Origin of the sequence: Caulobacter endophyticus, assembly GCF_029543245.1 — a bacterium.
Classification (GTDB): Bacteria; Pseudomonadota; Alphaproteobacteria; order Caulobacterales; family Caulobacteraceae; genus Caulobacter; species Caulobacter endophyticus_A.
Genome location: NZ_JARQWV010000032.1, coordinates 27,834 through 52,144, shown reverse-complemented (window position 1 = coordinate 52,144; position 24,311 = coordinate 27,834). Strand labels below are relative to the sequence as shown.

General features: G+C 64.2%; 22 protein-coding genes and 1 pseudogene. 14 read left to right on the top strand and 9 right to left on the bottom strand.

What is annotated here, in order from left to right; all coding sequences use genetic code 11:
* A pseudogene (locus P7A99_RS22920) lies at window positions 1-2,755 on the bottom strand (hypothetical protein); the annotation flags it as partial.
* Window positions 2,756-3,281: 526 nt separating this feature from the next.
* Here P7A99_RS22920 and P7A99_RS22915 point away from each other — a divergent pair.
* The 3 genes from P7A99_RS22915 to P7A99_RS22905 all read left to right on the top strand — a co-directional run bounded on the left by P7A99_RS22915 (window position 3,282) and on the right by P7A99_RS22905 (window position 7,672).
* Window positions 3,282-5,027, top strand: coding sequence for a type I secretion system permease/ATPase (locus P7A99_RS22915; RefSeq protein WP_277796032.1), 1,746 nt, complete (start codon window positions 3,282-3,284; stop codon window positions 5,025-5,027).
* Window position 5,028: 1 nt separating this feature from the next.
* Window positions 5,029-6,375, top strand: coding sequence for an HlyD family type I secretion periplasmic adaptor subunit (locus tag P7A99_RS22910; protein ID WP_277796031.1), 1,347 nt, complete (start codon window positions 5,029-5,031; stop codon window positions 6,373-6,375).
* Window positions 6,376-6,532: 157 nt separating this feature from the next.
* Window positions 6,533-7,672: an acyltransferase family protein gene (locus P7A99_RS22905; RefSeq protein ID WP_277796030.1), complete on the top strand. Its 1,140-nt coding sequence runs from the start codon at window positions 6,533-6,535 to the stop codon at window positions 7,670-7,672.
* A 535-nt stretch (window positions 7,673-8,207) separates the two neighbouring features.
* On the opposite strand, the gene P7A99_RS22900 is transcribed toward P7A99_RS22905, so the two are convergent.
* Window positions 8,208-8,480, bottom strand: coding sequence for a hypothetical protein (locus tag P7A99_RS22900; RefSeq protein ID WP_277796029.1), 273 nt, complete (start codon window positions 8,478-8,480; stop codon window positions 8,208-8,210).
* A 546-nt stretch (window positions 8,481-9,026) separates the two neighbouring features.
* Between P7A99_RS22900 and P7A99_RS22895 the strand changes: the two genes are divergently transcribed.
* Window positions 9,027-9,731: a hypothetical protein gene (locus P7A99_RS22895; protein ID WP_277796028.1), complete on the top strand. Its 705-nt coding sequence runs from the start codon at window positions 9,027-9,029 to the stop codon at window positions 9,729-9,731.
* A gap of 289 nt (window positions 9,732-10,020) precedes the next feature.
* Here P7A99_RS22895 and P7A99_RS22890 read toward each other — a convergent pair whose 3' ends face one another.
* Complete coding sequence (locus P7A99_RS22890) at window positions 10,021-10,377, bottom strand: SemiSWEET family sugar transporter (RefSeq protein ID WP_347276706.1); 357 nt, start codon at window positions 10,375-10,377, stop codon at window positions 10,021-10,023.
* A gap of 178 nt (window positions 10,378-10,555) precedes the next feature.
* Between P7A99_RS22890 and P7A99_RS22885 the strand changes: the two genes are divergently transcribed.
* A complete protein-coding gene (locus P7A99_RS22885) occupies window positions 10,556-10,900 on the top strand; it encodes a hypothetical protein (RefSeq protein ID WP_277796027.1) in 345 nt (114 codons plus the stop codon).
* Here P7A99_RS22885 and P7A99_RS22880 read toward each other — a convergent pair.
* Entirely contained in the window at window positions 10,880-11,488 is a 609-nt protein-coding gene (locus P7A99_RS22880; protein WP_431307702.1) for a sigma factor, read from the bottom strand. The genes P7A99_RS22885 and P7A99_RS22880 overlap by 21 nt on opposite strands.
* Window positions 11,489-11,610: 122 nt before the next feature.
* Between P7A99_RS22880 and P7A99_RS22875 the strand changes: the two genes are divergently transcribed.
* A complete protein-coding gene (locus P7A99_RS22875) occupies window positions 11,611-11,874 on the top strand; it encodes a hypothetical protein (protein WP_277796026.1) in 264 nt (87 codons plus the stop codon).
* A 107-nt stretch (window positions 11,875-11,981) separates the two neighbouring features.
* On the opposite strand, the gene P7A99_RS22870 is transcribed toward P7A99_RS22875, so the two are convergent.
* Window positions 11,982-12,149 carry a helix-turn-helix domain-containing protein gene (locus tag P7A99_RS22870; RefSeq protein WP_347276705.1) on the bottom strand — a complete coding sequence of 56 codons (168 nt, stop codon included), beginning with the start codon at window positions 12,147-12,149 and terminating at the stop codon, window positions 11,982-11,984.
* A 539-nt stretch (window positions 12,150-12,688) separates the two neighbouring features.
* Here P7A99_RS22870 and P7A99_RS22865 point away from each other — a divergent pair.
* The 6 genes from P7A99_RS22865 to P7A99_RS22840 all read left to right on the top strand — a co-directional run bounded on the left by P7A99_RS22865 (window position 12,689) and on the right by P7A99_RS22840 (window position 19,093).
* Entirely contained in the window at window positions 12,689-13,396 is a 708-nt protein-coding gene (locus P7A99_RS22865; RefSeq protein WP_277796024.1) for an SDR family NAD(P)-dependent oxidoreductase, read from the top strand.
* A gap of 566 nt (window positions 13,397-13,962) precedes the next feature.
* Entirely contained in the window at window positions 13,963-14,958 is a 996-nt protein-coding gene (locus tag P7A99_RS22860; protein ID WP_277796023.1) for an SDR family oxidoreductase, read from the top strand.
* A gap of 320 nt (window positions 14,959-15,278) precedes the next feature.
* Complete coding sequence (locus tag P7A99_RS22855) at window positions 15,279-16,580, top strand: glycosyltransferase (protein WP_277796022.1); 1,302 nt, start codon at window positions 15,279-15,281, stop codon at window positions 16,578-16,580.
* Window positions 16,581-16,651: 71 nt separating this feature from the next.
* Complete coding sequence (locus P7A99_RS22850; protein WP_277796021.1) at window positions 16,652-17,314, top strand: phosphatase PAP2 family protein; 663 nt, start codon at window positions 16,652-16,654, stop codon at window positions 17,312-17,314.
* 124 nt (window positions 17,315-17,438) lie between these two features.
* Entirely contained in the window at window positions 17,439-17,933 is a 495-nt protein-coding gene (locus P7A99_RS22845) for a cytochrome C (protein ID WP_277796020.1), read from the top strand.
* Complete coding sequence (locus tag P7A99_RS22840; protein ID WP_277796019.1) at window positions 17,930-19,093, top strand: helix-turn-helix domain-containing protein; 1,164 nt, start codon at window positions 17,930-17,932, stop codon at window positions 19,091-19,093. Before P7A99_RS22845 ends, P7A99_RS22840 begins: the two co-directional genes overlap by 4 nt.
* 44 nt (window positions 19,094-19,137) lie before the next feature.
* On the opposite strand, the gene P7A99_RS22835 is transcribed toward P7A99_RS22840, so the two are convergent.
* On the bottom strand, window positions 19,138-19,476 hold the full coding sequence (locus P7A99_RS22835; RefSeq protein ID WP_277796018.1) for a P-II family nitrogen regulator: 339 nt from the start codon (window positions 19,474-19,476) through the stop codon (window positions 19,138-19,140).
* Between the two features lie 170 nt (window positions 19,477-19,646).
* A complete protein-coding gene (locus P7A99_RS22830; protein ID WP_277796017.1) occupies window positions 19,647-20,336 on the bottom strand; it encodes a MarC family protein in 690 nt (229 codons plus the stop codon).
* Between the two features lie 429 nt (window positions 20,337-20,765).
* Here P7A99_RS22830 and P7A99_RS22825 point away from each other — a divergent pair, with 429 nt between their 5' ends.
* Window positions 20,766-21,674, top strand: a complete 909-nt coding sequence (locus P7A99_RS22825; RefSeq protein WP_277796034.1) for a helix-turn-helix domain-containing protein — start codon at window positions 20,766-20,768, stop codon at window positions 21,672-21,674.
* On the opposite strand, the gene P7A99_RS22820 is transcribed toward P7A99_RS22825, so the two are convergent.
* Both P7A99_RS22820 and P7A99_RS22815 read right to left on the bottom strand, forming a co-directional pair.
* The gene (locus tag P7A99_RS22820) at window positions 21,668-22,165 is read right to left on the bottom strand and encodes an isoprenylcysteine carboxylmethyltransferase family protein (protein WP_277796016.1); all 498 of its coding nucleotides are present in this window, start codon (window positions 22,163-22,165) and stop codon (window positions 21,668-21,670) included. The two genes, P7A99_RS22825 and P7A99_RS22820, sit on opposite strands and share 7 nt — an antisense overlap.
* Before the next feature lie 100 nt (window positions 22,166-22,265).
* Window positions 22,266-23,420, bottom strand: a complete 1,155-nt coding sequence (locus P7A99_RS22815) for a dATP pyrophosphohydrolase (protein WP_277796033.1) — start codon at window positions 23,418-23,420, stop codon at window positions 22,266-22,268.
* A gap of 552 nt (window positions 23,421-23,972) precedes the next feature.
* Here P7A99_RS22815 and P7A99_RS22810 point away from each other — a divergent pair.
* Window positions 23,973-24,302, top strand: coding sequence for a hypothetical protein (locus P7A99_RS22810; protein WP_277796015.1), 330 nt, complete (start codon window positions 23,973-23,975; stop codon window positions 24,300-24,302).
* The last annotated feature ends 9 nt before the right edge of the window (window positions 24,303-24,311 follow it).

The window sequence follows — 24,311 nt, the reverse complement described above, 5'->3', positions numbered from 1 at the left end:
CTGCGCCCGCGCCGCCATCGAGCGTGTCGTCGCCGGCCCCGCCATCGAGGGTGTCGGCTCCCGCCAACCCCGCCAGCTTGTCGGCTCCGTCCGAACCCTTCAGGACGTCCGCGCCCGCCGTGCCCGTCTTGTCCCCGCTCGTCACCGGCGGGAGCGTGGTTTCAACGACATCGTTCACCTTGACCGACACCGACGTCTTGACGCTGCCAGTCCCGTCGCTCGCCGTGACGTTCACGACGATGGTGGAGGCCTTCTCAAAATCGACAACCTGGCCGGCTTTGAGATAGAGATCGCCATCCTTGACGTAGAACCGCGCGTCATCAACGACATAGCTGAACTGACGGAAGCTCGAAGCCTTATCGGGATCGGTGACGGTAAGGGTGGCGATCTTCGTTTCGACGATCGTGTTTTCGGTTACCGAAACCAGGTTGCCGACAACAATCGCCGTCGGCGCTTCATTGACGTCCTTTACCTGCACATTGACGGTTTCAACGAACTTCGCGTCGCCGAGCGTAGCCGTAACACCGACGGCGATCTGCGAGGCTTTCTCGTAGTCCAGGCCAGCCCCAGACTTCAGATAAAGCGCGCCATCGCGCACGAAGAACCGGGCGTCGCTCGTGCTATAGGCGGCGCCTTCAATCCCGCCGGTCAGGCCGATTTGGGCGACCTTGATTTCGCTGGACGAATTTTCGGCGACTTGGGTCAGCTGGGTGATTTCCACTTCAAGCGCCGCACCAAGCACGCCGGCCGCGGTCAGGTTGAGCACCACACCCGTCCAGCCGTCGCTATCGCGCGTCACCAAGATGAGCTCAACGACCGGCTCCTTGGCGAAGTCCACTGACTGACCCGCCTTCAGGTAGAGCCCGCCGTCGTGAACGGAGAACCGCGCGTCGCTGGCCTGGACAAACGCGTCAACGACGGCGCCGCTCGCGCTCAAGGTTTGCAGATCGGCGATCCGCAGATCCGTGGCTGTGACGATCTCGGGGGTGATCACGACGGTGGGGGCGTCGTAGGATTGCGACGTCGTGGTTGTAACGCCGGCGCGCGAGGAGAGCATTTTGTAGCCGCCCTCCAGGACGTTGAGCCCCGTCACCAGGGCGCCTGGGGTCTTGCTGGTGAAGTTGAACCAGCGGGCGTCGCTGCTGTAGGCGCCGACGGATTTCTCAGCGCTGTTGTTGGACACCTCAACCACACTGCTGGAAGTGCCGATCAGCTCTTGAAACACGACCGCGTTCGCGCCCGAAGCCAGAGCCACATCGACGAAATGATTGCCGACGACCGCGAATTTCTCGACGTCGCCATAAACGCGGATGATGCCCGCAGAACTTGAGGTGGAAAGATTTCCGCCCCCGATGAAGGTGTTAAAAGCGATCTTGGAATCGCCCACCGCCTCGGAAATCTTGATCACGGCCAAGTCCTTCACGATGCCGGCCGGCGCCGTGGGCATGTCGACGAACGTGTTGCCGATAACCTCGATGTCGGAGGCGACGTCGTCATGGACGCCGTCATGAAGCGGCTTGACCAGGACGCCCGTGGCCTCCGAGCCGTTTTTGGTCGAGGTGTAATAGGCCGCCCCGCTGTCCTCGATCCAATTGCCCTGGATAATCAGGCCATGGGCCTTGGCGTAAATGGCGTTGGAGTCTTCCTGCCCGAGAAGGCCGCGAAGGTGCTCGATGCGATTGAACGAAATGACGTTGTCGCCGCGCTCAGCGCTGATCACGCCCCGCGCGTCGACAAAGACGGCGGCGTTGGTGTCGTCATAGCGCGAGAGCGAGTCGATATCGTGGGCGTAATTGTTAGTGATGTTGAGCTTGGTGGAGTGGCCTTCAATGTAAATCGTCTTGTCGGTGCCGATCGCGATACCGGTCTGAACTCCGTTGCTCTTCAAGCCGGGCTGGGCCCGATCGCCGGTGGCGTCGCCCCATTCGTTGTAGGTGGCGTTCACTTCCGTCCACAGGGTGCTGAAGATGTTCAGCATCCCGTAGGTGCCGACCAGCGTGTTGCCGTGGAAATTCACCGCGCCCATCTGGGTGGTGTCCGAAACAAACATGAAAGCGTTTTCGCAATTGACGAATTCGCAATCGGTGATGGTCACAGCCGGACCGACGGTCGAGGTCGTCGCCGGCACATCCATCGCAAGCCCGCCCTTGGCAGGATCGAAGCGATCAAATGCATAGGTTGTCGTGGAATGGTAAGGCGCCCCGTCGCTCAATGCGACGCTGCCGCCGAGCACTTGGCCAAACCCCTCGAACGCCAGCCCCTTGAGCGTGACGTCATCGGACTTCAGATAGAGCCAGCAGTCGACGTTCTGAGCCACGAATTTGGGCGGCGTCTCGCCGTAGCCGTAGATCCCGACCGGGGAATAGCGCGGCTCTCCATCAACGACATAGGTGCCCGAGCCGATTTTTCCCGGGACGCCTTGAGCGACGCAGGCGTCGAGCCAGGCGTCAATGCTGGGGAAGTCCTTGGCGTCTAGCGCGTTGGACGGGATATCGGTCTTCTGATCGTAAGCCTTGGCCTCCGGCGGCCTGTAATCGAGCCCGATCGGACGTTCGGCCGTCACGGCCGCGGTGACGACGGGCGCGGCCTTCAGGACCTGGCCGCCAGCGAGATTTAGATCGCCGCCGCCAAGGCTCAGGCTGGGGCCGTCGCCATAGATGGTCACGCTTTCAGCAAGTGCATTGAATACAGTGGAGCCACTGACTTGCTCAGTAACGTCGGCGACTTGCGAAAAGGTGGTGGTGGCGACGGTCATTTTGCGGAGCTGATCCCAGAGCACGTGACGATGTCGTAGGAAAATATCGGCGTCTGAACGTTCCTGCACGGTTACAGAATGTCGCTAACTAGCATTAACATTTGAGAAAAGCAGGGATAACAAAAGATTAAACCCAATCCGGATAAGGGTTTTTAGCGATAGCAGCGGTATCTATGTGCAATGACTGAAGGGCAACGCGGGACAGTTTGCCGCATTCACCTAAGATCAATTTGAGATTTGAGGGCGAATATCCTGTTCCATTTTGTCGCACGCAGGAACAATTGGTCGCACCTCGGACGCTATATCTCGCCGTTCTGAGAACGACGCTCTCCGGTGTAGTCTCAAAGTTTGACCGCATTTGCGCCGCGATCTGCCGGCGATCAAACTTGACTATATGAGGGCGGCCTTCTTCCCGCAGGTGGCGCGGGCCAGCGCATCAGGCTACGACTCGTCGAACGCTGGCCATCGGCGCATAGTGCGCGTCCTTGCATCCTGCCGCGCCGGCGCACGCTCAGGGAGAACAACTGTGAAGCTGCTTGACGGCCCGATACCCAGCGTACTGGCCGACGCCGTCAGGACGTGCCGCCGACACTTTGTAGGGGTGGCGGTATTCAGCGCGCTGATGAACATTCTCTACATCGCGCCGACGATCTATATGATGCAGGTCTATGATCGGGTGGTTCCCACGGAGGGACGCCTTACCCTGCTCTATCTCACAGGGGTTGTTGCTTTTGCCCTCGCCACCCTGGCGGCGCTGGAGGCGGTGCGGGGCCGGTTGCTTATCTTGGCGAGCCTGCGCCTTGATCGCGTGCTGGGCGGACCGATCCTGACGCGACTTATGAGCCGGTTGGGCCCGGCGACCACTCAGCAGGGAATGCGCGACTTCGACACGGTTCGCGCCGCTCTCACTGGCCCTGCGGCGTTGGCTGTGATCGACGCGCCGTGGACCCCGTTCTACGCGCTTGTGGCGTTCTTGATCCACCCTGCCCTGGGCGCTCTCACCGTCGCCGGCGGCGTGCTGCTGGTGTGGCTGGCCCTGGCCAATGAAAAGGCGACGCGCACTCGGCAGCAGGACGCGGCCCAGGCCCAGGCCGTGGCCTATGCCGTGCAGGAGGCTTCGGCCTCAAATGCTGAGACCGTTCGCGCGCTCGGGATGGGGCGCAATCTTCGCGAGCGTCAGCTCTCCGAGCGCAGCCGAGGGCTGGACCTGGTTGCGAAGGCTCAATTCACCGGCGGACGCTATGCGGCTGCGACAAAATTTGTGCGTCTGTTTCTCCAGTCAGCGGCCTTGGGCCTGGGCGCATGGCTCGCGGTGGAGCGCCAGATATCGGCCGGCTCCATCATCGCCGCTTCGGTGCTGCTTAGCCGCGCCCTACAGCCGGTCGAACAGCTGGTTGGATCCTGGACCGTCGTTGGCCAGGCCCGGAACGCGATGAATAATCTCCTACGGCTCTTTTCCGAGACCGATGCAGGTCGCGGCGGCACGCAACTGCCCGCGCCACGCGGCGTTCTCAGTCTAGAGCAGGCGTCAGTCCGCGCTCCCGGCCAGAGCGCGCTGCTGCTGCGGGGCGTTACCTTGAGGGTGGAGCCGGGCGAGATCGTCGGCGTCATCGGACCCAGCGGAGCCGGCAAGACGACCCTGGCCAAACTTGCCGCCGGCGCCGTCAGCCCGGATGCGGGACTCGTGCGCCTGGACGGGGCCAACCTTTTGGATTGGACGGCGGATCGGCTAGGTCGGCATGTCGGCTACCTGCCTCAAGACTCGGGCCTAATGGCTGGCACGATCCGCGACAACATCGCGCGCTTCGAAGTCGCCGACGAAGAGCGCAGCGCCGAGGCGATCGATGCGGCCGTCATCGCGGCGGCTCAGACCGCCGGCGTCCACGAGCTAATCCTTCAACTGCCTAGAGGCTACGACACGGTCCTGGGCCTGGGCGGGCGGGGGCTATCGGCTGGACAGGCTCAACGCATCGCGCTTGCGCGAGCCCTCTATCGCGATCCAGTGTTGATCGTCCTGGACGAGCCCAACTCGGCGCTCGACGCCGAAGGGGAGGCAGCGCTTGCGGCGGCGGTAAGGCTCGTGCGAAAGCGGGGTGGTGCAGTGATTATCGTCGCTCACCGGGCGGCCATTCTTAGCAGCGCCGACCGGCTGGTTCTTCTTGTCGAGGGACGCGTCGAACGCGATGGCCCCCGCGAAGAGGTCATGAAGGAAATGGCCCAGCGCGCGAGCGCGGTTAAGCGGCCTCCGGTCATCAGCCGCACGGGATCATAAAATGAGCGCTGAACTCGTCGGCGACAAAGCCTATACGCGCTTGCCCGATCAGCCCGACGCCACTCTCAAGATTGGCGCTCTTATTGCGGGCGCCTTCTTCGTGGCCTTCCTCGGGTGGGCTGCGCTCACGCCTCTAGACGCCGGCTCGTACGCTCACGGCCTGATCGCCGTCGCGGGCAACCGCCAGGCGGTGCAGGTGCGCGATGGGGGCATCGTAACGCGCCTGGCTGTTCAGGAGGGCGAAAACGTCAAGAAGGGCCAAGTTCTGCTCGAGCTCTCCGCTTCGGAAGTGCGCAGCGTCGAGCGAGGCCTCACGGCGGAGGTCTATGCGCTTTGGGCCCAGCGGGCGCGATTGCAGGCGGAGCGAGACGGCGCGCCCAGTCTCTCGCCTCCGGCGGAATTTGCCGCGATCGCGTCCGAGGATCGCCCGTTGGCCGCAGAGGCGCTTGAGCTTCAGCGCCGCCATTTTGCTGCGCGTAGAGCAGCGTTGAGCACCCAGAGGGGCGTCCTGGTTCAGAGGTCGCGCCAGTTGGCTGAGCAGACGAGCGGGGCCGAACGGCAGCTGGACGCCAATCGGCGGCAACAGGACCTGGTCTCGAAAGAACTGCGCGGCGTCAAAGCGCTCGCTGACGAGGGCTATGCGCCCCAAACGCGCGTTTTGGCGCTCGAGCGAAACGCCGCCTCTCTCGCCGGCGAAGACGGCGCCTACCGAGCTCAAATCGCCCGATCACGCGAAGCCATCGGCGAGTCGCGGCTGCAACTGCTCTCTCTGGAGCGCGAGCGGATGGAGGAGATCGCCGATCAAATGCGCGAGGTGCAAGTCAAGCTAGACGAATTGCAGCCTAAGCTGTCCGCGGCGCGAGAACAGCTGTCTCGCGCCATCGTTCGGGCCCCCACCTCTGGAAAAGTGGTGGGCCTGAAGGTGTTTACGGTTGGCGGCGTCGCCGCCCCCAACCAGACCTTGATGGAGATTGTTCCCCAGAACCGGCGCCTCGTCATCCAAGCCAAGGTGTCGCCAGCGGATGTCGACGATCTCAGCGTTGGCCAACGCACTCAGGTGCGGTTCAGCACCATCCACGACAAGAAGCTTCCTCTGGTCGATGGGCGCTTGGAAACAATCTCCGCCGACAGCCTGACGGATGAAAAGACCGGTGCGCAATATTTCAGCGCCGAGATCGCCGTCCCGGAGGCCGAGCTCGACAAGATCCGTGCCGTAAGGGGCGCGCAAACGCGGCTGCAGGCCGGCATGCCGGTTGAGGTGCTCGTACCACTGCGCAAGCGTTCGGCCCTGGCTTACCTGATAGATCCGATCACCCAAACATTCTGGCGGTTTGGTCGGGAAAGCTGACTGTACATATTCCAAGCAAAGCTTCAGAACATGGCGTGGGTCATGAGGCGACAGGCGTCGAAAAGTCTTATTAATCCCGCCTTGCCGCGATGAGGATCCAAACTTCGCCCCACTTGTGGCTCATTCAAATTTCCAAGTGTTCGCACGGAGGAGTTCGATGGCGGCGCAGCGACCGGCGCAAGCGAAGATTGCGGGCCTTGAAGGGCTTCGGGGGTTGATGGCGCTCTGGGTGATCGCGGGTCATCTAGCGGCGACATTCGGCTGGCAGCTTGGGCTTATCGGGCGCAGCACCCTTGCCGTCGACGTCTTCATACTGCTGTCCGGATTCGTCATCACGCGACTACTCGACGTGAAAGACGAACCGTTCGGAGTTTACATTCTGCGGCGCGGGTTCAGGATTTTTCCCCTCTACCTGATTGCGCTTTTCCTTTCAGCGCTGCTCTTGGACGTCCAGCAGGAAGCGTGGGCGCAAGTCTCTGCACTATCGCCCGCGAACGTTTCGCGACTTCGACTGGTCGAAGAAGCTGGGGTCAATCTCCCCCTTCACCTGCTTACACATATTCCACTTGCTCAAGGTTTGATTCCAGAGGCGATCTCGCCTCGCGCGGCCTTCACGATCCTGGGTCAGGCCTGGAGCATATCGCTGGAATGGCAGTTCTACCTCGTTGCTCCTGCGCTGCTGGCGTGCGCGACATCGTCAAAGCGCTGGTGGCTTGCAGCCATCATCGTGCTGGCGCTGTTGGCGATTTCACCCCTTTTCGGCAAAGCTTTCCTGGGAGCGAAGATTCTGCACTTCGTCATTGGCGGGGCCAGCTACTTCCTCGTAACGCGCGGCCCGAGTTTGACGGCCCTGGGCCTGATCCTAGCGGCTGCGACCGGCGTGATCGCGCTTGAGGGTAAATTCCAGGTCGTCGCGCTTGGCGTGTGGTTTGTCGCGTTGACAGCAACGGTCGGGCGGTTGCCGGTAATTGGCGCGCCTATCGAGCGGGTTTTGTCCTCATCGCTGCTGCGATGGCTGGGGGAGACATCCTATTCTGTCTACCTGATCCATATGATCCCACTCTACAGCTCGATTGTTGTTTTTAGCCGCTTGGGGCTCACGGGTGCGAGCCTTAGCGCCGGCGTGGTCCTGGCCACAGTCGTCGGATCCTACGTCCTGTCGGCGGCGACCTACTACGGTATCGAGCGGCGCGGCATCGCGCTTGGTGCGCGTATCGCGGGAAAACTGCAGACGCTGGGGTGTGCTTCGGCTAGCAAAAGTGACCCCCATCTCGGGGATATCGGCGTCCAAAAATGAGCCCCTGTCCTTGAGGCTTTGGTGGCCGGATCGGCAGCTTGTGTAGCCGTGGATCGAGACGGGGATGATGGTAATGGAGACGGTGGCGAAGATCCGGCGCGAGCACTTCGCTCGGGGCAAGATCTCGACGTCGTACCGCACGTTGAAGCCCTTGAGCTATAGTTCGCCCGCCGTTTTCTGGGCCTTTGTCGAAATCGGCGCCTGTGAGCACGCCCAAACCGGCGGCGAGGGCAAAACAGTTCTATCGCGTCGGCAAGACCAAAGACGACAGCTGGCCCTTTTTGCTCGAACTCTTCTCCCGCGCGCCCAACGCTATCCAACTGGCCGGCGCCCCCCCCTGCCCCGTCGCCCAAGACGTAGGCGATCCTGGTGGACCGCGGGGATTAGGGCGCGCCAAGCAGAAGGCTCGGGTCGTTCGAGAACTCGCCCAGGCTAGATGACCACAGTCGGTCGGCCAGAGGCGCAGGTGCTGCCCGGCCCCGCTCCGCGACAGGGCGAAGCTTTTTCTCCCGGCCAGCGCTCGCAGAGCTGAGGGTCAGTGCAAGGGTACAAAAGGCAGGTTTGGCGGGGCGGCCTCAGCCTCGCTCTCATCGACTCGACGACGTTCCGCGGCAACCTTTTCGGCGACACGTTGCGCCTCTGCCGCTTCCTGCAGCCGCCTGGCCCTGGCTTTTATCTCTTCCGCATGGGCCGCTACGGTCGCAGCGAACGCGAGAAAACCTTGATGGGACATCACCAGGCGCGATGACGTCTCGCTCTGCACCTCGCCGTCCTTGAACGGTCCCGAAGGGCTGAAGAACACGATCATGCTGGTGTCGCTTGCTGATCCGACACTCGCAGAGGTCACGAATATGGGTGCAGAACTCATCCCGAGTCTCCTATCGACGCCCCCTACCTGCGATAATTGGACGCATAGGTTGAAGAAATCGATTACAAGCTTGGCTGGAATGCGGGTTTTGACGCCGGAAAGCAGGTGCGCGGTCGCTCAGCGCTGAACCTCTCCGGAACAATCAAAACCGGCCGTCGGCTGCTCAACGCTGCGGCGGCTCGTCGCGAGCGCCTGAGCCATAGGCGGTGCGAACGAGGATCCAGACAACATAGAGACCAGTGAGCCCGCCAAGGGCGCTGAAACCCCAATGGGAACCGCCATATCGAAGCACTTCAAGCATCGTCGTCATGGCCAAGGCTCCCTGAGCGCTCGCAACCTTAGATCGATTATCTCCCATGCGCAGCAGTCGAGAGTCATTGCGGATGCCCGCCGAGCACGTCTCTGCGCCGATTGTCGCATCCGGCAGGCCGTTTACCCGCTCTTCATCGCTGGGCTCCAGCCTCGCTGACAGTTGTGGAGGGCGAGTTGGACCAATTGATCATCAGTTTTGAAGAGCTTGGCGTCTCCAATGAGAGCGAACTGCTCGATAGCGTCGCCCTTAGTCTGCCTTTGAGTGTAAAGGTTCCGCTTGACCCGGCCGAGGATAGTATCCTCGCGCCCGGGGGGAAGGTCTCCTATGAACAGGCGGCCTCACCGATCATTGTGACCAAGAACGGCGTGGCAGGGTCTCAAACGGGCCTGGACCACGTGGTCGCCTTCGAGCTCGTCGGCGGATCGGGCGACGACGTGCTCAGCGGGTTTGACCGACTTGTCGGGGGGCGTGGCGATGATTTGCTAATCGCCGGTCATTTCGCGTCGGGAGGCGCTGGGAATGACACTCTGATCACGGACAATAGCGGCACGCGTGTCCGTCTGCTCGGGGATGGAGGCGATGACACTTTCATCATCCGCCATCAGGTCGAGGCGACGGGCGGCGCGGGTCGCGACGTGTTCCGTTTCGAGGGCGATGGCTGGGGCGTGATCAACGACCTCTCGGCCGGAGATCAGATCGATCTGACGGCGTTGTTCGCCGCGAAGGTCGAAAGGCCGTGGGATGGCTATTTAATGGCCGAGATATCCGGCGGCTATACGACGTTGTGGTTTGATCCTGATGGCGGCGGCGATGCCTATGCTTCGTTGATTACGCTCAAGGGCGTCTTCACGGACCTCTCGGACTACCTTGTGCTGTAGTCGAGCAGCAGGCGCGGCTCCGGGCCGCCGGCCGGCAAACCATCATGGTGCAGACCTTTTATTTCGGCCAGCGGAAGCGATCTGGCTCCAGGGACTGGCCCTGCTTCTGGCCCAAAACGCTGCGCTTCGGCGGCCGCGGCCGCTTGCTTCTCGGCGGCGCTTGAAATGCTTTGGGTTCCGCGCCGGGCCTCGTTGGCCGTGGTGAGCCGCCTTGGCCCGAAGGCTCGCATTCCGGAAGCCTGAGCGGGATGATGCGACAGGGTCTTTCATGGCCGCGGCGATGACGACCTCAAGCAGATCGTCGCTCCAGGATCGTTTTGGAGATCAGGATCGCCGCCGAAAGGCCCAGGCAGACGAGGTTGCTTAGCACCAGCGGCCAACCTCCGCGCAAGAATCCGTAGATCGCCCAGAGCGTGAAGCCGGCGACCGTAAGGGCGAACATCTGAAGCGAGACCGCTGAAGCATCGCCCTCACGCCAAATCTTGATCAACTGGGGCACGAAGCTGCTCATCGAGCAGAGGGCCGCGCCGAGCCCGATCAGCGCCACAAGGTCAAAGTGTCTGGTCATTCCGCGCAGCCTGCCTGCCATTTGACGCAATAAGCGATCGTGGCGGCGATGGTTCACGCCGTCGCCGTCATGGCCCAAACCAACCCTCCTGGCCTATCAAAAGATGGCTGGATTTTGCGACACGAACCTCTGGCGTCGCGCCCATATCGCCCAATGCCATCCGTCCGGAACCACCTGGCGACGACTGCGGTTTGGCCTGGAAGGGACGACCGCCCCTTGGCGCGTCGCCACGCCTCAAGCGCAAAGCGAGGGTTTCATGGTTCGCGTACTGACCGACCATTGTGATGGCCAGACCTGTGCGGCTTTGGAGGCGCGCGGCTGGGAGGTCGTTGACGCCGAACAGGCCAGCCTGGATCGTCTAGGCGGCCTGGCGCAGGTTGATTTCGTCATCGCCGGCCTGCGCCCGGACCACTATGAGGAGGACCTGCGCCGGCTCGCCATCCTCAAGGCCGTGTCTCCCGATTTGCCGCTGGTCGCGGTGGCCCAAACCATCGAGCACGACGGCGTGCTGGCCGCCGATGTGCTCATCGACGTTCCCATCCTCCGCGCAGGCGCGAGCGAGCAGCTTCTCGAGGTCGCCCTAGCCGTAGCCGAGACATAAGAACCGGCTTGCCCTGTGGATGGCCGCCAGAGCCAATGCGCGCACGAGCGATTGCCCGGCGCGGTGCGTCGCCGATAGCGTCAAGCCGCCGTCAGCCAAGCATCCCTTCCTGCATACCCTGAAGGAACTTCCCGCGTGAGCGACGCCTATGCCGCCATGGCCGACGATGGTCTCACCCTCCCTGCGGCCGCTTTCGCCGGGCCGCGCATCCTGCTGGCGGGGCCGGTCGACTACGACATGTATCGCCAGTTTCGAGCGGCTCTGGGCAACGCCAGCCAGGATCTGGTGATAGAACTGGTTGCGCAGGATCATGAAGGCCCAAGCCTTCATGTTGGTGCCCACGACATAGCTTTCGCGGGCGTTCCAGGCTTTCAGAAGGGTGTCCTGCACCAGGTCGTCGGCCGCATGGGCGTCCCCCGCCAGGCTTCGGGCGAAGGCGCGAAGACGCGGCAGGACCTCGACCAGCTCGGCCTTGAAGGCCCGGTCGCGGGACGTATCGTCGGACGAGGTCATGGCGGTTGGTGCGTGAAGATCGCCGAGACGGGCGAGGTTCTGTTCTTCACCGCCCGCCGGCGTGCGATCGCCCAAGCCCGAAACCTGGCGCGCGTCTGGCCGCGGAACGCCCGGGTCAAGGTCCACGCTCGACGAGCGCCGGGTCCTGAGCGCCCGCGCGACCCGGAGGGCTTTGCCTATCCTTTAGGAGCGCCGACATGACCAGCCAGGCGCGGTGCGCCCTCGCGCCGCCGGCCAGACGCTCGAAGATCGCCGCTGGCGAAGTGGTCATCCGCTTCACCGTCTCACCCACCCCGGCGGGCCACTGGCTCTGGAAGGTCTTCGGCAGCGACGGGAAGTCACGCGTGGAGGGCCTGGCGGCGTCTCGAAAGCACGCCGCCGCGTTGATCATCCACGAGATCCTCATATTGCGCGCCGCTGCCGCCATCGCCGCCCAAAAACTCTCGGCCACGGCGGCCTGAGCTCGTCTAGAAGGGGCGGGCTCGCGCCCCCCCCCCCCCCCCCGAACGCCCGTCGACGACGGTCGACCGCCCACTACGGCGCTGACGGCCGCGATCGGCCGCGACGATCAGGCGGGGTCGTTCTGGAGGCGAAGATTGGCTGGGTCGAACTGGCCAAGCCGCGCGAGGGCGTCCCAATCGTTGATGGACACTTTGCAAGCCTTCCAGTCCACGAGCCCCCGGCGCCGCTGGTCCATCAGCACCCGATTGACGTGGACCTGGGTCAAGCCGAGCACGTCTCCCACTCAATCATGACTTCGAGCCCAGAAAATTGAATTTGCTGGGCTTTTTTGATAACACGTTTGTGTATACCCGTGATCAATACCGCAATTTTCGAGCCTCTTGATTTTGCTGGAGAATTTGGACGTTTGGCAGATACGTGGAATTATGATTGCGCGGACAAGATGACGACGATATAGGCTTTATCTTTCTCTGATTTACTTTCCGTGACGTTCGCTGACGCCCGCCCGCCATCGCGTGACGCTATCTTTGCTTTCCCAAATTCGAAACCGTCGCAGGGGCCCATTCGCTTGAACCTCAGCCGTCATAGATTCTGGGAGTGTCTGGCGAGGTCTCGAGTTGCAGGTCGTCGAGTGTAGTGTTCCGGAATAAAGAACCGCGAGAAGCGGCCTAGCTTCACCAGTCGGTTAGACGTAGCAGGAAACCGGCAACCACGAGCGAAGAAGGCAAGATCGCTGAACTCACTCCCCCCTAGAAGCCCTTTGGAAGCCCGGCGCAGCTCGGCTTCAGAATTAGCCTTGTCGCTGGAGCTTCTATGCCTTCTCCCTACAAAACGGCGCTAGTCGTCGGTGGCACCGGCGGAGCCGGCTACACGATCGCCCGTATGCTTGCCGCACGGGGTCAGCGCGTCATCCTCACCAGCCGCGAAGCCGGTCGAGCCACGGCCGCGGCCGAGGAACTGGGCGTGGGACATTTGGGCCTTTCCCTCGACCTGACGCATCCCGAAGCGATCGCAAACGCCCTATCCGAGATCGGTCAGATCGATCACCTTGTGCTGAGCGCCGTCGAGCGCGACCAGAACGCCATTCGAAACTACGACGTCGCGGCGGCCCAGCGCGCCGTTGGCCTGAAGCTGGTCGGCTACGCCGCTGTCGCCGCCGCCTTGGTCGATCGCTACACGCCCACCTCTGCCATTGTTCTCCTAGGCGGAATGGCCTCCGAGCGCCCCTACCCCGGCTCGACATCCATCTCGACAATCAACGGCGGCGTGAGAGGGTTACTGCGCACATTGGCGGTGGAGTTGGCGCCGGTACGGGTCAACGCGATTCATCCCGGCGCGATCGGCGATACCGAAGCTTTCGCCAAAGCCCCCAAGCCGACGATCGATCGAATTCTCGAACGCACGCCCGAGGGTCGACTGGTGGAAACCACCGACATCGCGCGCTCGGTGCTTTTCCTGCTTGATACGCCTGGTGTGAACGGCATCGATTTCCTGGTGGATGGCGGCTACCACTTGACCTGATTTGTTTGGTCTTGCCGCTTGATGGTCGAGGTGGCGGTTGGGCGGGAGGATCGCGGTCGCGAAGCCGCCTTGACCCGCGCCGCCGGGCGGTCAGCCCCCTAACCGTGGCCTCAGCGCGCGGCGTCGAGCTTGTGCTAATCGAAGACATCCTGGCCGTGGTCGAGGCCGACTATGTCGAGCTACGGCTGGCGGGCGGCCGCAGCCTGCTGCTCGCCGCGCATCTGGACGGATTGGCCAGCCAACGCCATCGAACTTCCTGTGCGTCCACCGCTCGGCGATCGCCAACCTGGCTTGGGGTGCTGCGTGTGGAGCGCGAGGTCGACCGATGGCGGCTGCATCTCGGCGAAGGCCGGTCCTTGCCCGTCAGCCGCTTCCGCCACCCCGCCCCGCGAGGCGTTCGAGCAAGAGGCCCGCACGGCGGCGCTTGTCTAGCGCCTCACGACGCCTTGGGTGAGACTCGGCGTTCGACCAAAGGCTCATACCTGGCGGAACCCCGCCTCAATGGGAGGTTTAGGCCTGCATCTCGCCCGACGCGCCGTCGCGAACATATAGAGCCAGGACCCCCCATGACCGACAACGCCACATCCCGCCGCGGGCTGATCACGGCCGGGGCCCTCGCCTCGGTCGCCGCGGTCGCCGCCCCGGCGATGGCCCGGCAGGAGGCCAAGCCCCCAGGCGCACCGACCACCCCGAAAGCCGCCTCCTATCCCAAGCCACCGTTCGCCGCTCAAACCCAACCCTGGCCAGGCTTGGCCTCGAAGATGAACCCGCGGCCCGACCATGGCGAGCAGAGCTACAAAGGCTCGGGCCGGCTGGCCGGCAAGCGGGCCTTGATCACCGGCGGTGACAGCGGCATCGGCCGCGCCGCCGCCATCGCCTATGCCCGCGAAGGCGCCGACGTGGCGATCAACTACCTTCCCGCCGAGGAGCCGGACGCCCGCGAGGTGGTCGAGCTGATCCGCGCGGCGGGGCGCAAGGCGGTCGCCATACCCGGCGACCTGCGTGACGAAGCCTTCTGCCGTCAGTTGGTCGAGCGCGCGGCGCGCGAGCTGGGCGGTCTGGACATCCTGGTCAACAACGCCGCGCGTCAGCAGACCAAACCGACGATCGCGGACATCTCCAGCGAAGATTTCGACGCGACGATGAAGACCAACGTCTACGCGCCGTTCTGGCTGACCAAGGCGGCGGTGGCGCGCATGAGCGCCGGGGCGGTAATCGTCAATACCGCGTCCGAGCAGGCGGGGGATCCCTCCGAGGATCTCGTCGACTATGCCTTGACGCGGGCGGCGATGCTGAACTTCAGCAAGTCGATGGCCAAGCAACTGGCGCCTAAAGGCATTCGCGTGAACGCCGTGACGCCCGGCCCCTTTTGGACCCCACTACAGGTCAGCGGCGGCGCGACGGCTGAAAAGTTGCAAGCCTTCGGCTCGCAAAGTCCGCTGGGCCGCCCCGGTCAACCCGCGGAAATTGCCGGCCTCTACGTCGCGGCCGCCGATCCGGCGCTGAGCTATTCCACCGGTCAGATCTTTGGCGCCACCGGCGGCGGCGGTCAGCCAGGCTGACGCGGGCCACAAAAACCTCCCCCACCCCTCTGCCTGCCGACCTGACGCAGACGCAGCAAGATCGGGGTGTCACGATGCTGGGGCTGCCCTTCAGCATGTTCACGGCGTGCTGGCGCCTTTATCTACAAAACGATGTCGTTTCGTCCCACTAAACCCCACTCGGGTTCAGCGCCCGCACGCGAGGCGACCACTTCCGAGTGGCATTCAAGTTGACAGCATGATCCGACGGCAGGCGCCGGAAGTGGCCAAGAGCCCCCGAAGGTCCCTGCTTATGTCGAGCGCCTCTGCCGCATTGTGCGCGGCCAAGAAGAGGCTCCCTCATGAAGATCGTTATCGCCGCCCTCCCCGCGGGCGGCCACGTAAACCCCATGCTCGGCATCGCTTGCTTTCTGGCCGAGCAAGGCCACGAGATCTGCGTCTATACCGGCACGACCATGCGCTCGCGCGTGACCAGCCTTGGGCTCAGGTTCCACCCCCTGCCCGCACCGGTCGACTTCGACCTGTCCGACATCAACGCCTGCTTCGAGGGCCGCGCCAATCTGTCCGAGCACGATCAGATAGCGCTCGACTTCGAGAAGATGTTTCTGGGCGCTATCGCGGAGCAGGATGCCGGGCTCCAGAAGCTGCTGCTCCAGTGGCCGGCCGAGGTCGTGCTGACCGAGGGGCTTTTCTACGGCGCCCTACCGATGATCCTCCGCAACCACGCGCCCCGGCCCACCGTGATCCAATGCGGGATCTGTCCACCGCCACTCGTTCGCCCGGACTTTGGCCCCTACGGACCCGGCGCGCCGTTCACCGACAGCCCCGAAGAGCGCATGCACTATCGCGACGTCGTCGCGCCGATGGTCAAGGATCTGCTGGCGCCGCTGCAGTCGATCTATGATGGCGTGCTAGCGGACCTGAATTTGGGCGCGGCAAACAGCGACTTCCTCCGCGCCAACCTTCGGAACGCCGACATCTTCCTGCAAAGCGGCGTGCCAGGCTTTGAATACCCCACCGGGCCGTTGCCGGACAATTTCCGCTTCATCGGGCTTCCGCCCCAGCCGCCCGCGCCTGTGGAGATCCCCGCCTGGGCGCCGGACCTGGACCGCTATCGCCGAGTGGTGCTCGTGACCCAAGGCACGATCGCCAACGAAGACATGCGCCGGCTTCTATCGCCGACTATCGCGGCGCTGGGGAACGACAGCGACACCCTGATAGTCGCGACCGGCGGCGGGCGAGAGGTGCCTGGGGCCGACCAGATGCCCGCCAACGTCCGGGTGGCCAACTACCTGCCCTTCGACTGGATTCTCCCCAGGCTCGATGCGCTCGTGACCAACGGAGGCTTCGGCGGCGTGCTGCAGGCGCTCGCCGTGGGCGTGCCCCTCGTGGTCGCCGGCACCACGGAGGACAAGAAGGAAGTTTCGGCGAGGGTGGCCTGGTCGGGCGCGGGCGTCAGCCTGAACACCGACACCCCTAGCGATGAAGACATGGCCAACGCGCTGTCCCAGGTCCTGGGGAACAAGGCCTTCCGCAAACGTGCGCTAGCCTTGTCCGAAGAGTTCAAGCGGTACGACGCTCGAACCTCCTTGATCCAAGCCCTTGCGGAGGTGCGCACGCGCAACGCCTCCCAGTTCATCTGACGATGGCGCCGGACGGACCGCTTCCTGTGTGCGTCCGGCGTTTGCCGCTCACAATCGCATCCGCACCCTGAATGACTGAACTCGGGATCATTTTGCGCACCTCCAGAACCTTGACCCTCACCGCAGCGGGCGGCGCCTGTGCGTTTGCCGCGACCGCCGCCTTTGCGGTGACGGGGAACGCGACGCTGCCGGACCTCTGGGTGCTCGAGCACCTGAGGGCGTCACGCACCACGGATCGTCCCATCGGCCCGGACGAATTGATTTCGATGGCGTCGTTGGCCAGCGCCGCCGCGTCCCCCTTCGTATCGGGGCCAGTCGCCGCGCTTCTTGCGCTGGCGCTGAAGATCCGGGGACGACGTCGCGACGCCGTACTCGTGTCCGCTGCCGGCGCGGGCAGCGTCGTTCTTGGCCTATTCCTGAAGTCCATGTTCACGCGCGAGCGGCCGGAAGCGGCCTGGCGCCTAGCCGAAGCGCACGGCCCGGGATTTCCCTCGACGCAGACCTTGTTCGCCACCGCGCTCGCGCTGTCGCTGGCGATCGTCGTTTTCCGCACGGCCGCGCGGCCAAGGGACCGTGCCATCGCCCTTGGCCTGGCCCTGATCGCGGCTGGCCTGGTCGGCGCGAGCAGGATCTATCTGGGCGTTCACTGGACAAGCGACGTTCTCGCGGCCTGGAGCGCGGGCGCGGCCTGGGCCGGGCTTTGCGGATTGGCGACGACCGCTAGGCGGACCTGAAGGCTTGCCGCTAAGGACCTGGTGTCTTCGATGTCGGCTGTAATCGATCAAGCCGATCTGGACATGGCTTTGAAGCGCCGGGGCCCCAACACGGAGGGCGTGTCAAACCTCCCGGACCCTGGCCATGAAACTGATCCCAATCATGCTCGCCGCCGGCTTGGCTGCGGGATGCTCTCCCCAAACTGAGACGCCGGCCCAAGTCACCGGCGCCAGCGACATCGAGGTGGGTCGCTACCTCGTCAAGGTCGGCGGGTGTAATGACTGCCACACGCCCGGCTTCGTCCGCGACGGCGGCAAGACCCCCGAAGAGCAGTGGCTGATGGGAAGTCCGGCGGGTTTCCATGGCCCATGGGGTGTGACCTACGCGGCAAACCTGCGACTGACCGTTCAGAACCTCTCGGAGGAGGACTGGGTCGCCATGCTCAAGACACGCACGGATGGGTCGCCGATGCCCTGGCCTTCGACCCATGCGATGAGCGACGACAACAAGCGCTCGCTGTATCGCTACATCCGCTCATTGGGCCCCACGGGTCCGGCGGTTCCGGCACGATTGGCGCCGGGTGAAAAGCCAACGACCCCCTACATCGATATGACACCGGTCTTCCCCGAGCCGAAGTGAAGCAGGACGTCTTGGCCGGGAACGGCCAAGGCGCTGCAACCGATCAAAACGCCCAATTTCCGACCAACTCGCAGCATCCTGGCGCGGCCGGGATGACAGCGTTCGATAGCGTTGTCATGATCTCCGCCGCCACCTCAGGACGTGATCGCGCCGCGCTCTTCGGCCATGGGGCGAGGCAGCATTGTCGCGGCGCCTGGAGGACGGTCGGCGCGCGCTCAGTTTCTGATTGTCAGATGTCCAAACCGCAGCCCTCATCCCTCCTCGACCCGACGGATTTTCCGGCTCCGACAACACGGGCCTTGCAGGCGCGAACGCGCCGGTCGGCCCTAACGATTACGCGGTTTTCCCCGCAGGCTCAGTCTGGCCCCCAGGCCTTCTCGGTTCGAGACCCGGACGGCTTCCTTGTTCTCTTTCAGCTGAAGGACCATCCGGCTCACGATTTCTGGATCGACGGGCGATACGCGCCCGCGCCCGACAGCCCTGAGGGCTCCGTCCACATCGTCGATCTGAACCGTCGGCCGATCGAAATCATCGCCGCGCCCGTCGATACTTTGCTCATCAAGATACCGCGTCTCGTCCTGAGTGACCTTGCCGAGGAAATCGGCGCAGCGCCGGTCGAGACGCTTCAGGTCACGGTCGACTGGCAGACGATCGATCCGGTCCTTGCGGCCGCGCGTCCGTCGCTGTTGTCGGCTTTGGACGCCGGAAGTCCTGCGAGCAACCTGGTCGTCGACCATCTTGGCTTGGCCTTGGCCGGCCACATTGCCCACGCGTACGGCGGCATGCGCCCGCATGTATTCCGGACCGGAGAGCTGGCGCCCTGGCAGCTGACGCGCGCCAAGTCGCTGCTGGCCGATAACCTGCGCAAGGAGATGTCTCTTCCGGAAGTGGCCGAGCAGTGCGGGCTATCGGTGGCGCACTTCTCACGGGCGTTCAAGATTTCGACGGGCCAGGCGCCCCATGCCTGGCTACAGGCGCGACGGCTGGACTTGGCTCTAGACCTGCTGAAGGGCGACCTGTCGCTCGCCGAAATCGCCATGGCCTGCGGCTATGCCGATCAGAGCCACTTTAGCCGCCTGTTCAAGCGCGCCACTGGGCATGGCCCGGGCGCCCATCGCCGCCTCCTGACGGCTGAGCGGATCGCAATCGGGGGCCGATGAGAGACGCTTGACCGAGTCTGCTCTCGAGGGAGGCCGGGTCGGGATTAAAGCGCGGCCAGCCCAGTCTCACCGGTGCGGATACGGATGGCGGAGGCCACGTCCAGGACGAAGATCTTGCCATCCCCGATCGAGCCGGTCGCGGCGGCTTCCTGGATGGCGACCAGGGCGCCCTTGACCGCGGCCGCCGGCATCACCGCCTCGATCTTGATCTTCGGGATCAGCGGCACCTCATATTCGGCGCCGCGATAGATCTCCAGCTTGCCCTTCTGGCGACCAAAGCCCCGAACCTCGGAGATGGTGAGCCCTTCGGCGCCCGCTTCGGCCAGCGCCTGGCGCACCGCGTCCATCTTGAAGGGTTTGACGTAGGCGACGATCATTTTCATGCACTGGTCGCGGACCTTGCGCCGCGCTCCGCTTGGTGGGATGGGGCCGTCCTTCACGGGCGGGCCGTCACTCTGGTTTCGCCGGACTTCACGGCGATGTCGCCGAGCGTGGATCCTGTTACGCCCGCAACGGAGACTGTGCGGACGCACGCCGGAACCGTCGCGTGCCGCTATTGCGGAGCGTAAGGGCGCGCCGCTTCATGGCGAATGAAGCCGTGGGTCGCATCGGCCGCGCCCATGATCATGAACTGTACGGCCATGGCGCACAGGATCAGCCCCAGTACGCGCACGGTCACCGTCATGCCGACCCGGCCCAGGAGCCGGGAAATGAGCGGCGTCGCCCACAGCACCGCGACGACGGCCACGGCGGCGGCGCAGATGCCGCCCATGCCCGCGGCCATGGCGTTCAGACCCATGGAACGGGTCTCGCTGGCATACATCACCACGGTCGAGATGGCGCCCGGACCGATCAGGATGGGGATCGCGAACGGGACGAGGATCCTCTCGAACAACCGCCGCGCATAGCTTGGGTGATCGGCGAGCGACGCCAGCTCCTCGTTCTGGTCGCCGCCGGTCAGGTCGTTGCGCGCCATGTCCAGCCCGAGCAGAAAGAGGATCGCGCCGCCCGCGATCCGAAACGCGGACAGCGAGATGCCGAAGACCTGAAGAAGCGCCAGGCCGGAGAGGTAGAAGAGCCCCAAAAGTCCGATGATGAATACGCCGATGTAGACGGCGATCCGACGACGGGCGCCTGGCCTTGCACCCGCGGTCATGGCCGCGAAGACGGGCAGATTGCCGATCGGGTTGATCAGGGCGAAGAGCGCCACAATGAAGTTGAGCGCGAGATATTGGATTGACATAGGAAGCATCTCTTGCGGCGGGGGGGCGCAACACCAAAGCTAGATCCGATGGGGGATTGCGGCGCCGGACGAAGTTTCGGCCAGTCGGTCGCGTTTCCGGCTCAAATAAGGTTTCGCGACCCAGGCCGATTGATCGTTTCTGCGACGTCCAAGCCAATGACGCGCAAACCCAAGTATTGCCCACGTCCTAGGCGATGACCGCGCAGCGACACTAAGGAATGTCGATTTTGTTCGGGGCGTTACTGTCGGAGCAGAATTGATCAATCCTGCACACGCGGGCTTTGCTAAGTGGTCGTAGTCCTTGCCGGGGGGCTAAGGATCGACCGCCCTCCTCATGCCTGGCCTGTGGCCGAGGCGTGGATCCAGGCTCGTTGAACGCCCCGCCAGGCGCAGCCGCGATGCGAGCGCCGTAAACGCAGGATTTTGCGCGTGATCGCTCCTCGCCACCCCGTCAACGCCTTCGTCGAGGAAGCCGGCGTCACCGCCGGCCTTACCGTGAAGACCCGTCGCTGCGCGGTGAGCCTGACGCGATTGCAGCGCAGCGCCGACGAGGGGATCGCGATCGCGGCTCCGCCCGAGGAAGCCCATATCGTCGTCTACCAGGTCCGTCCTCACCCCTCGCACCTTCTCTGGCTCGATGGTGCTGCCGGCCACACCGGCGACATTCAGCGCAGCGGCACCAACATCCTGGACCTGCGCGCCGCGCCCACCGCGCTCTTGGGCCCGAAGGTCGACAGCCTTCATCTGCGAATTCCCAAGACCGCCCTTGAAGATCTCGCCGCCGACGCGGATCGGTCGATCGACGGTCTCCACGCGCCCGACGGCTGGTCGACGCTGGACCCGATGATGTCCAGGCTTGAGCCCCTCATCGTCGAAGTCCTCAAGCGCGCCGGGCCCGCCGAGCGGCTGCTGGTCGATCACCTGATCCTGTCGCTGAGCTCCCACGTCGCCGACACCTACGGCGTGGGTGGGGCCGTGAAGACCCACAAGGGCGGCCTAGCGCCCTGGCAGGTCAAGCGCGCCAAGGAGATGATCGCTTCAGACCTCGCCGCCGAAACGCCGCTTGTCGAAATCGCCGCTGCCTGCGGCTTGTCGGCGGCGCACTTCGCTCGCGCCTTCAAGGCCTCCACGGGTCTGACGCCCCATGGCTGGCTGCAGGCTTGCCGGGTGGATCGCGCCAGAGCGCTTTTGGACGGCCGCTCCGCCCGGATCAGTTGCGTCGCTTCCGAAAGCGGCTTTTCCGATCAGAGTCACATGAGCCGTGTCTTCAAGCGCGAGATGGGAATGAGCCCGAGCGCCTATTCGCGCCTGCATGGCGCCGGGACCCGCTTTCAGTAGGCGGTGAAGCGCTCGCGCATGGCCGCCTCCTCCAGCCGGATCCGGACCCATAGCAGCGCGCCATAGACCGGCACGGCCCATGCGAGGGTGACGACGGCGTGGAGCGCCAGGCATAGCCCAACCAGCTCGGGCCCGATCGCCAGCATGTAATTGGGATGGCGAAAGGTTCGAAACAGCCATGTGCGCACCAGGACATGGTCTGGGGCGATGAAGACCTTGACCGTCCAGACGCGCCCCAGATCGCGAATGACGAGCGCAAGCATGACCGCGCCGAACCCATAGAGCACGAGGCCCGCGGCGGCGAAGCCGTCCAGCCGAAAGCCCCTGACGGCCCCCTCGCCGATCGCGCCCAGATAGATCGCGACATGGGCGACGGTGAGCGCCAGACTATTGCGGGCCCCGACCTCGACGGCGCCTGCCCGCCGAAGACTCGCTTCGTTCGCGCGCGAACGCGCAAGACTCGCAAGCCGCCAGCCGACGGCGAGCACCACGAAGGCGCCCCAGGCGAAAGCGGACGTCGTCGCTAACGGCATGGCCGGCGCCCCGGGCAAAAGCCATGCGGAAACTCGCCACACGCCTGACGTCGCCTGCTCACAGCGTCTTCTCATAGAGACGGTAGGTCTTGTAGATCCGCGCGCCCATCGCCTCGGAAATGCGGCGCATGGGCATGTTGTCCTCGAGAATCCAGGAGAACTCGAACTTGTCGTAGCCCAGGGCGATTCCGGCGTCGCGGCCGGCGTTCATCAGGTGGAACGGTAGGACCTGACCGCGGAGGCTGTCGGCGAACTTCTTCTTTAGGCCCATCAGCGGAATGCGGATCGACTTCACACGCTTGACCTTCAGCCGCCACAGGAGCCTGGCCCAGCCGAAGGGCAGCAGCTTGCCTTTCAGGCCCTCGATGGCCTCGTTGACGTTGGGCAGCAGCACGATGAAGGCGGCCACCTCGCCGTCGATCTCGGCGAACAGCACCAGGCGCGGATCGATCACGTCCTTGAGCGCCTTGCCCAGCTGGGCCGTCTCGGCCTCGGTGGTCGGCACGAAGCCCCAGTTCTCCGACCAGGCGTCGTTGAGGATCGAGGTCAGGGCTTTGACCTCCTCGTCGTAGCGCTTCATGTCCAGTTGGCGCATCGTGACGCCCGCCGGCAGACCACGCTTGATCCGGCGCACCACCACGGGCGGCAGGGCGGCGCGAGGATCGCAGACATAGGCGTAGACGTCCTTGGCCTTGACGTAACCCTGCTCCTCGACACGAGCGCCGGCATAGCGCGGATCATGGCCCATCATCACCATCGGCTTGCTATCGAAGCCGTCGACCAGCAGGCCGACCTCCTCGTTGATCGACAGGTTGAAAGGTCCAAGCGCCTGGGTGCAGCCGCGCTCCCTCAGCCAAGCCTCGGCGGTGCGCAACAGCAGGCCAAAGACCTCGGGATCATCCTCGCCGGCGATCATGCCGAAGTTTCCAGTCTTTCCCGCGCCTGACTCGGTGGCCAGCCGATCGATCTGGGCGCTGATCCTTCCCACGTCGCGTCCGTCGCGAACGGCCAGCCACAGCTGGACTTCGGCGTGGTCGAAAAACGGATTGGTCTTTGGCGTAAGCGCCGCCATGCGTTCGTACATCAGCGGCACGACCCAGTTGGGGTCCTCGGCGTTCAGCCGATTGGGCAGATCGATGAAGCGCCTGAGCTCTGCGGCCGAGCGCACCGGCGCCAGCATCAGATCCGAGGGCGCCGGCGTATCAAAAGCCATGGGCTCTGCCTTTTCGCATGATGAAGGCGCCACCGCGGCCCCCTCGATGACGTAAGGTCCGTTGAACCAGCCGGTCACCACGATCAGGTCGCCCACCTGGGTATGAGGTGGGGCGAAGCTCAGCAGGCATCGGCGGAGAAACTGCCGCATGGTCCCCCTCCCCTGCCAAGCGTCGTCTCCAAGCCGCTCGCCCCTTTGGCGACGGCCCCGACCAGGCTGCGTTCCCGGAGGCGCGATTAAGCAGCTTTGATCGCCTCGATTAAGTTCTGGGATGAAACCTGAGGCTTAGAAATGGCTACAACTGAAATATAAACCGTCCTGCGAGAGAACTTTCCAGCGCGACCAGCGACTTACTTTCTCTACAGTCTACACCTCGGCAGCACCGCTCGATTGACGGACCAGCGGACCACAGCCGTAGCCATCTTTCCGAACAGCGGTTTCATCTGTAACGAAAGAGCGCCCCAGACCGCACGCGCCTCGTCTATGCAGCGGCCCGTCAATGACCAGCTGCGGCGCAAGGCGCGCCACGGCGCCAACGATCTGGAGTTCTTCATGTCCATCTTTCCCGGCCGCGCGCTCGCCGGCGCGCTTCTCACGCTGATCCTGGCCGCCCCTCTGACGGCGACCGCCGAAACGACCGTCGTGCGCGACGCACAGGGCCGGGCCTGCAAGCTCGTCAGCGTGCCGCGCGCCGTTCACAAGGGCCCGCAAGCCGTCAACGCCTATTCCTGCGGCGGCGTGATCCGGGCGCTGCGTGATCCGACCCTGACGCGCTCGACTGACGAACGCTCGCAGAACGGCGATCAGGCCTGCCGCACGGCCACGGCTTCGGAAGCCCAAGGCGACGCTCGGGCCAAGACGCGGTCGGACTGCGCCCAGTGACGGGCGCCC

Excerpts from the sequence above, each read along its gene's own strand:
- P7A99_RS22910 (WP_277796031.1), top strand. The coding sequence starts at position 5,029 with ATGAGCGCTGAACTCGTCGGCGACAAAGCCTATACGCGCTTGCCCGAT.
- P7A99_RS22905 (WP_277796030.1), top strand. The coding sequence starts at position 6,533 with ATGGCGGCGCAGCGACCGGCGCAAGCGAAGATTGCGGGCCTTGAAGGG.
- P7A99_RS22900 (WP_277796029.1), bottom strand. The coding sequence starts at position 8,480 with ATGATCGTGTTCTTCAGCCCTTCGGGACCGTTCAAGGACGGCGAGGTG.
- P7A99_RS22885 (WP_277796027.1), top strand. The coding sequence starts at position 10,556 with ATGGTTCGCGTACTGACCGACCATTGTGATGGCCAGACCTGTGCGGCT.
- P7A99_RS22875 (WP_277796026.1), top strand. The coding sequence starts at position 11,611 with ATGACCAGCCAGGCGCGGTGCGCCCTCGCGCCGCCGGCCAGACGCTCG.
- P7A99_RS22865 (WP_277796024.1), top strand. The coding sequence starts at position 12,689 with ATGCCTTCTCCCTACAAAACGGCGCTAGTCGTCGGTGGCACCGGCGGA.
- P7A99_RS22860 (WP_277796023.1), top strand. The coding sequence starts at position 13,963 with ATGACCGACAACGCCACATCCCGCCGCGGGCTGATCACGGCCGGGGCC.
- P7A99_RS22855 (WP_277796022.1), top strand. The coding sequence starts at position 15,279 with ATGAAGATCGTTATCGCCGCCCTCCCCGCGGGCGGCCACGTAAACCCC.
- P7A99_RS22850 (WP_277796021.1), top strand. The coding sequence starts at position 16,652 with ATGACTGAACTCGGGATCATTTTGCGCACCTCCAGAACCTTGACCCTC.
- P7A99_RS22845 (WP_277796020.1), top strand. The coding sequence starts at position 17,439 with ATGAAACTGATCCCAATCATGCTCGCCGCCGGCTTGGCTGCGGGATGC.
- P7A99_RS22835 (WP_277796018.1), bottom strand. The coding sequence starts at position 19,476 with ATGAAAATGATCGTCGCCTACGTCAAACCCTTCAAGATGGACGCGGTG.
- P7A99_RS22830 (WP_277796017.1), bottom strand. The coding sequence starts at position 20,336 with ATGTCAATCCAATATCTCGCGCTCAACTTCATTGTGGCGCTCTTCGCC.
- P7A99_RS22815 (WP_277796033.1), bottom strand. The coding sequence starts at position 23,420 with ATGGCTTTTGATACGCCGGCGCCCTCGGATCTGATGCTGGCGCCGGTG.
- P7A99_RS22810 (WP_277796015.1), top strand. The coding sequence starts at position 23,973 with ATGTCCATCTTTCCCGGCCGCGCGCTCGCCGGCGCGCTTCTCACGCTG.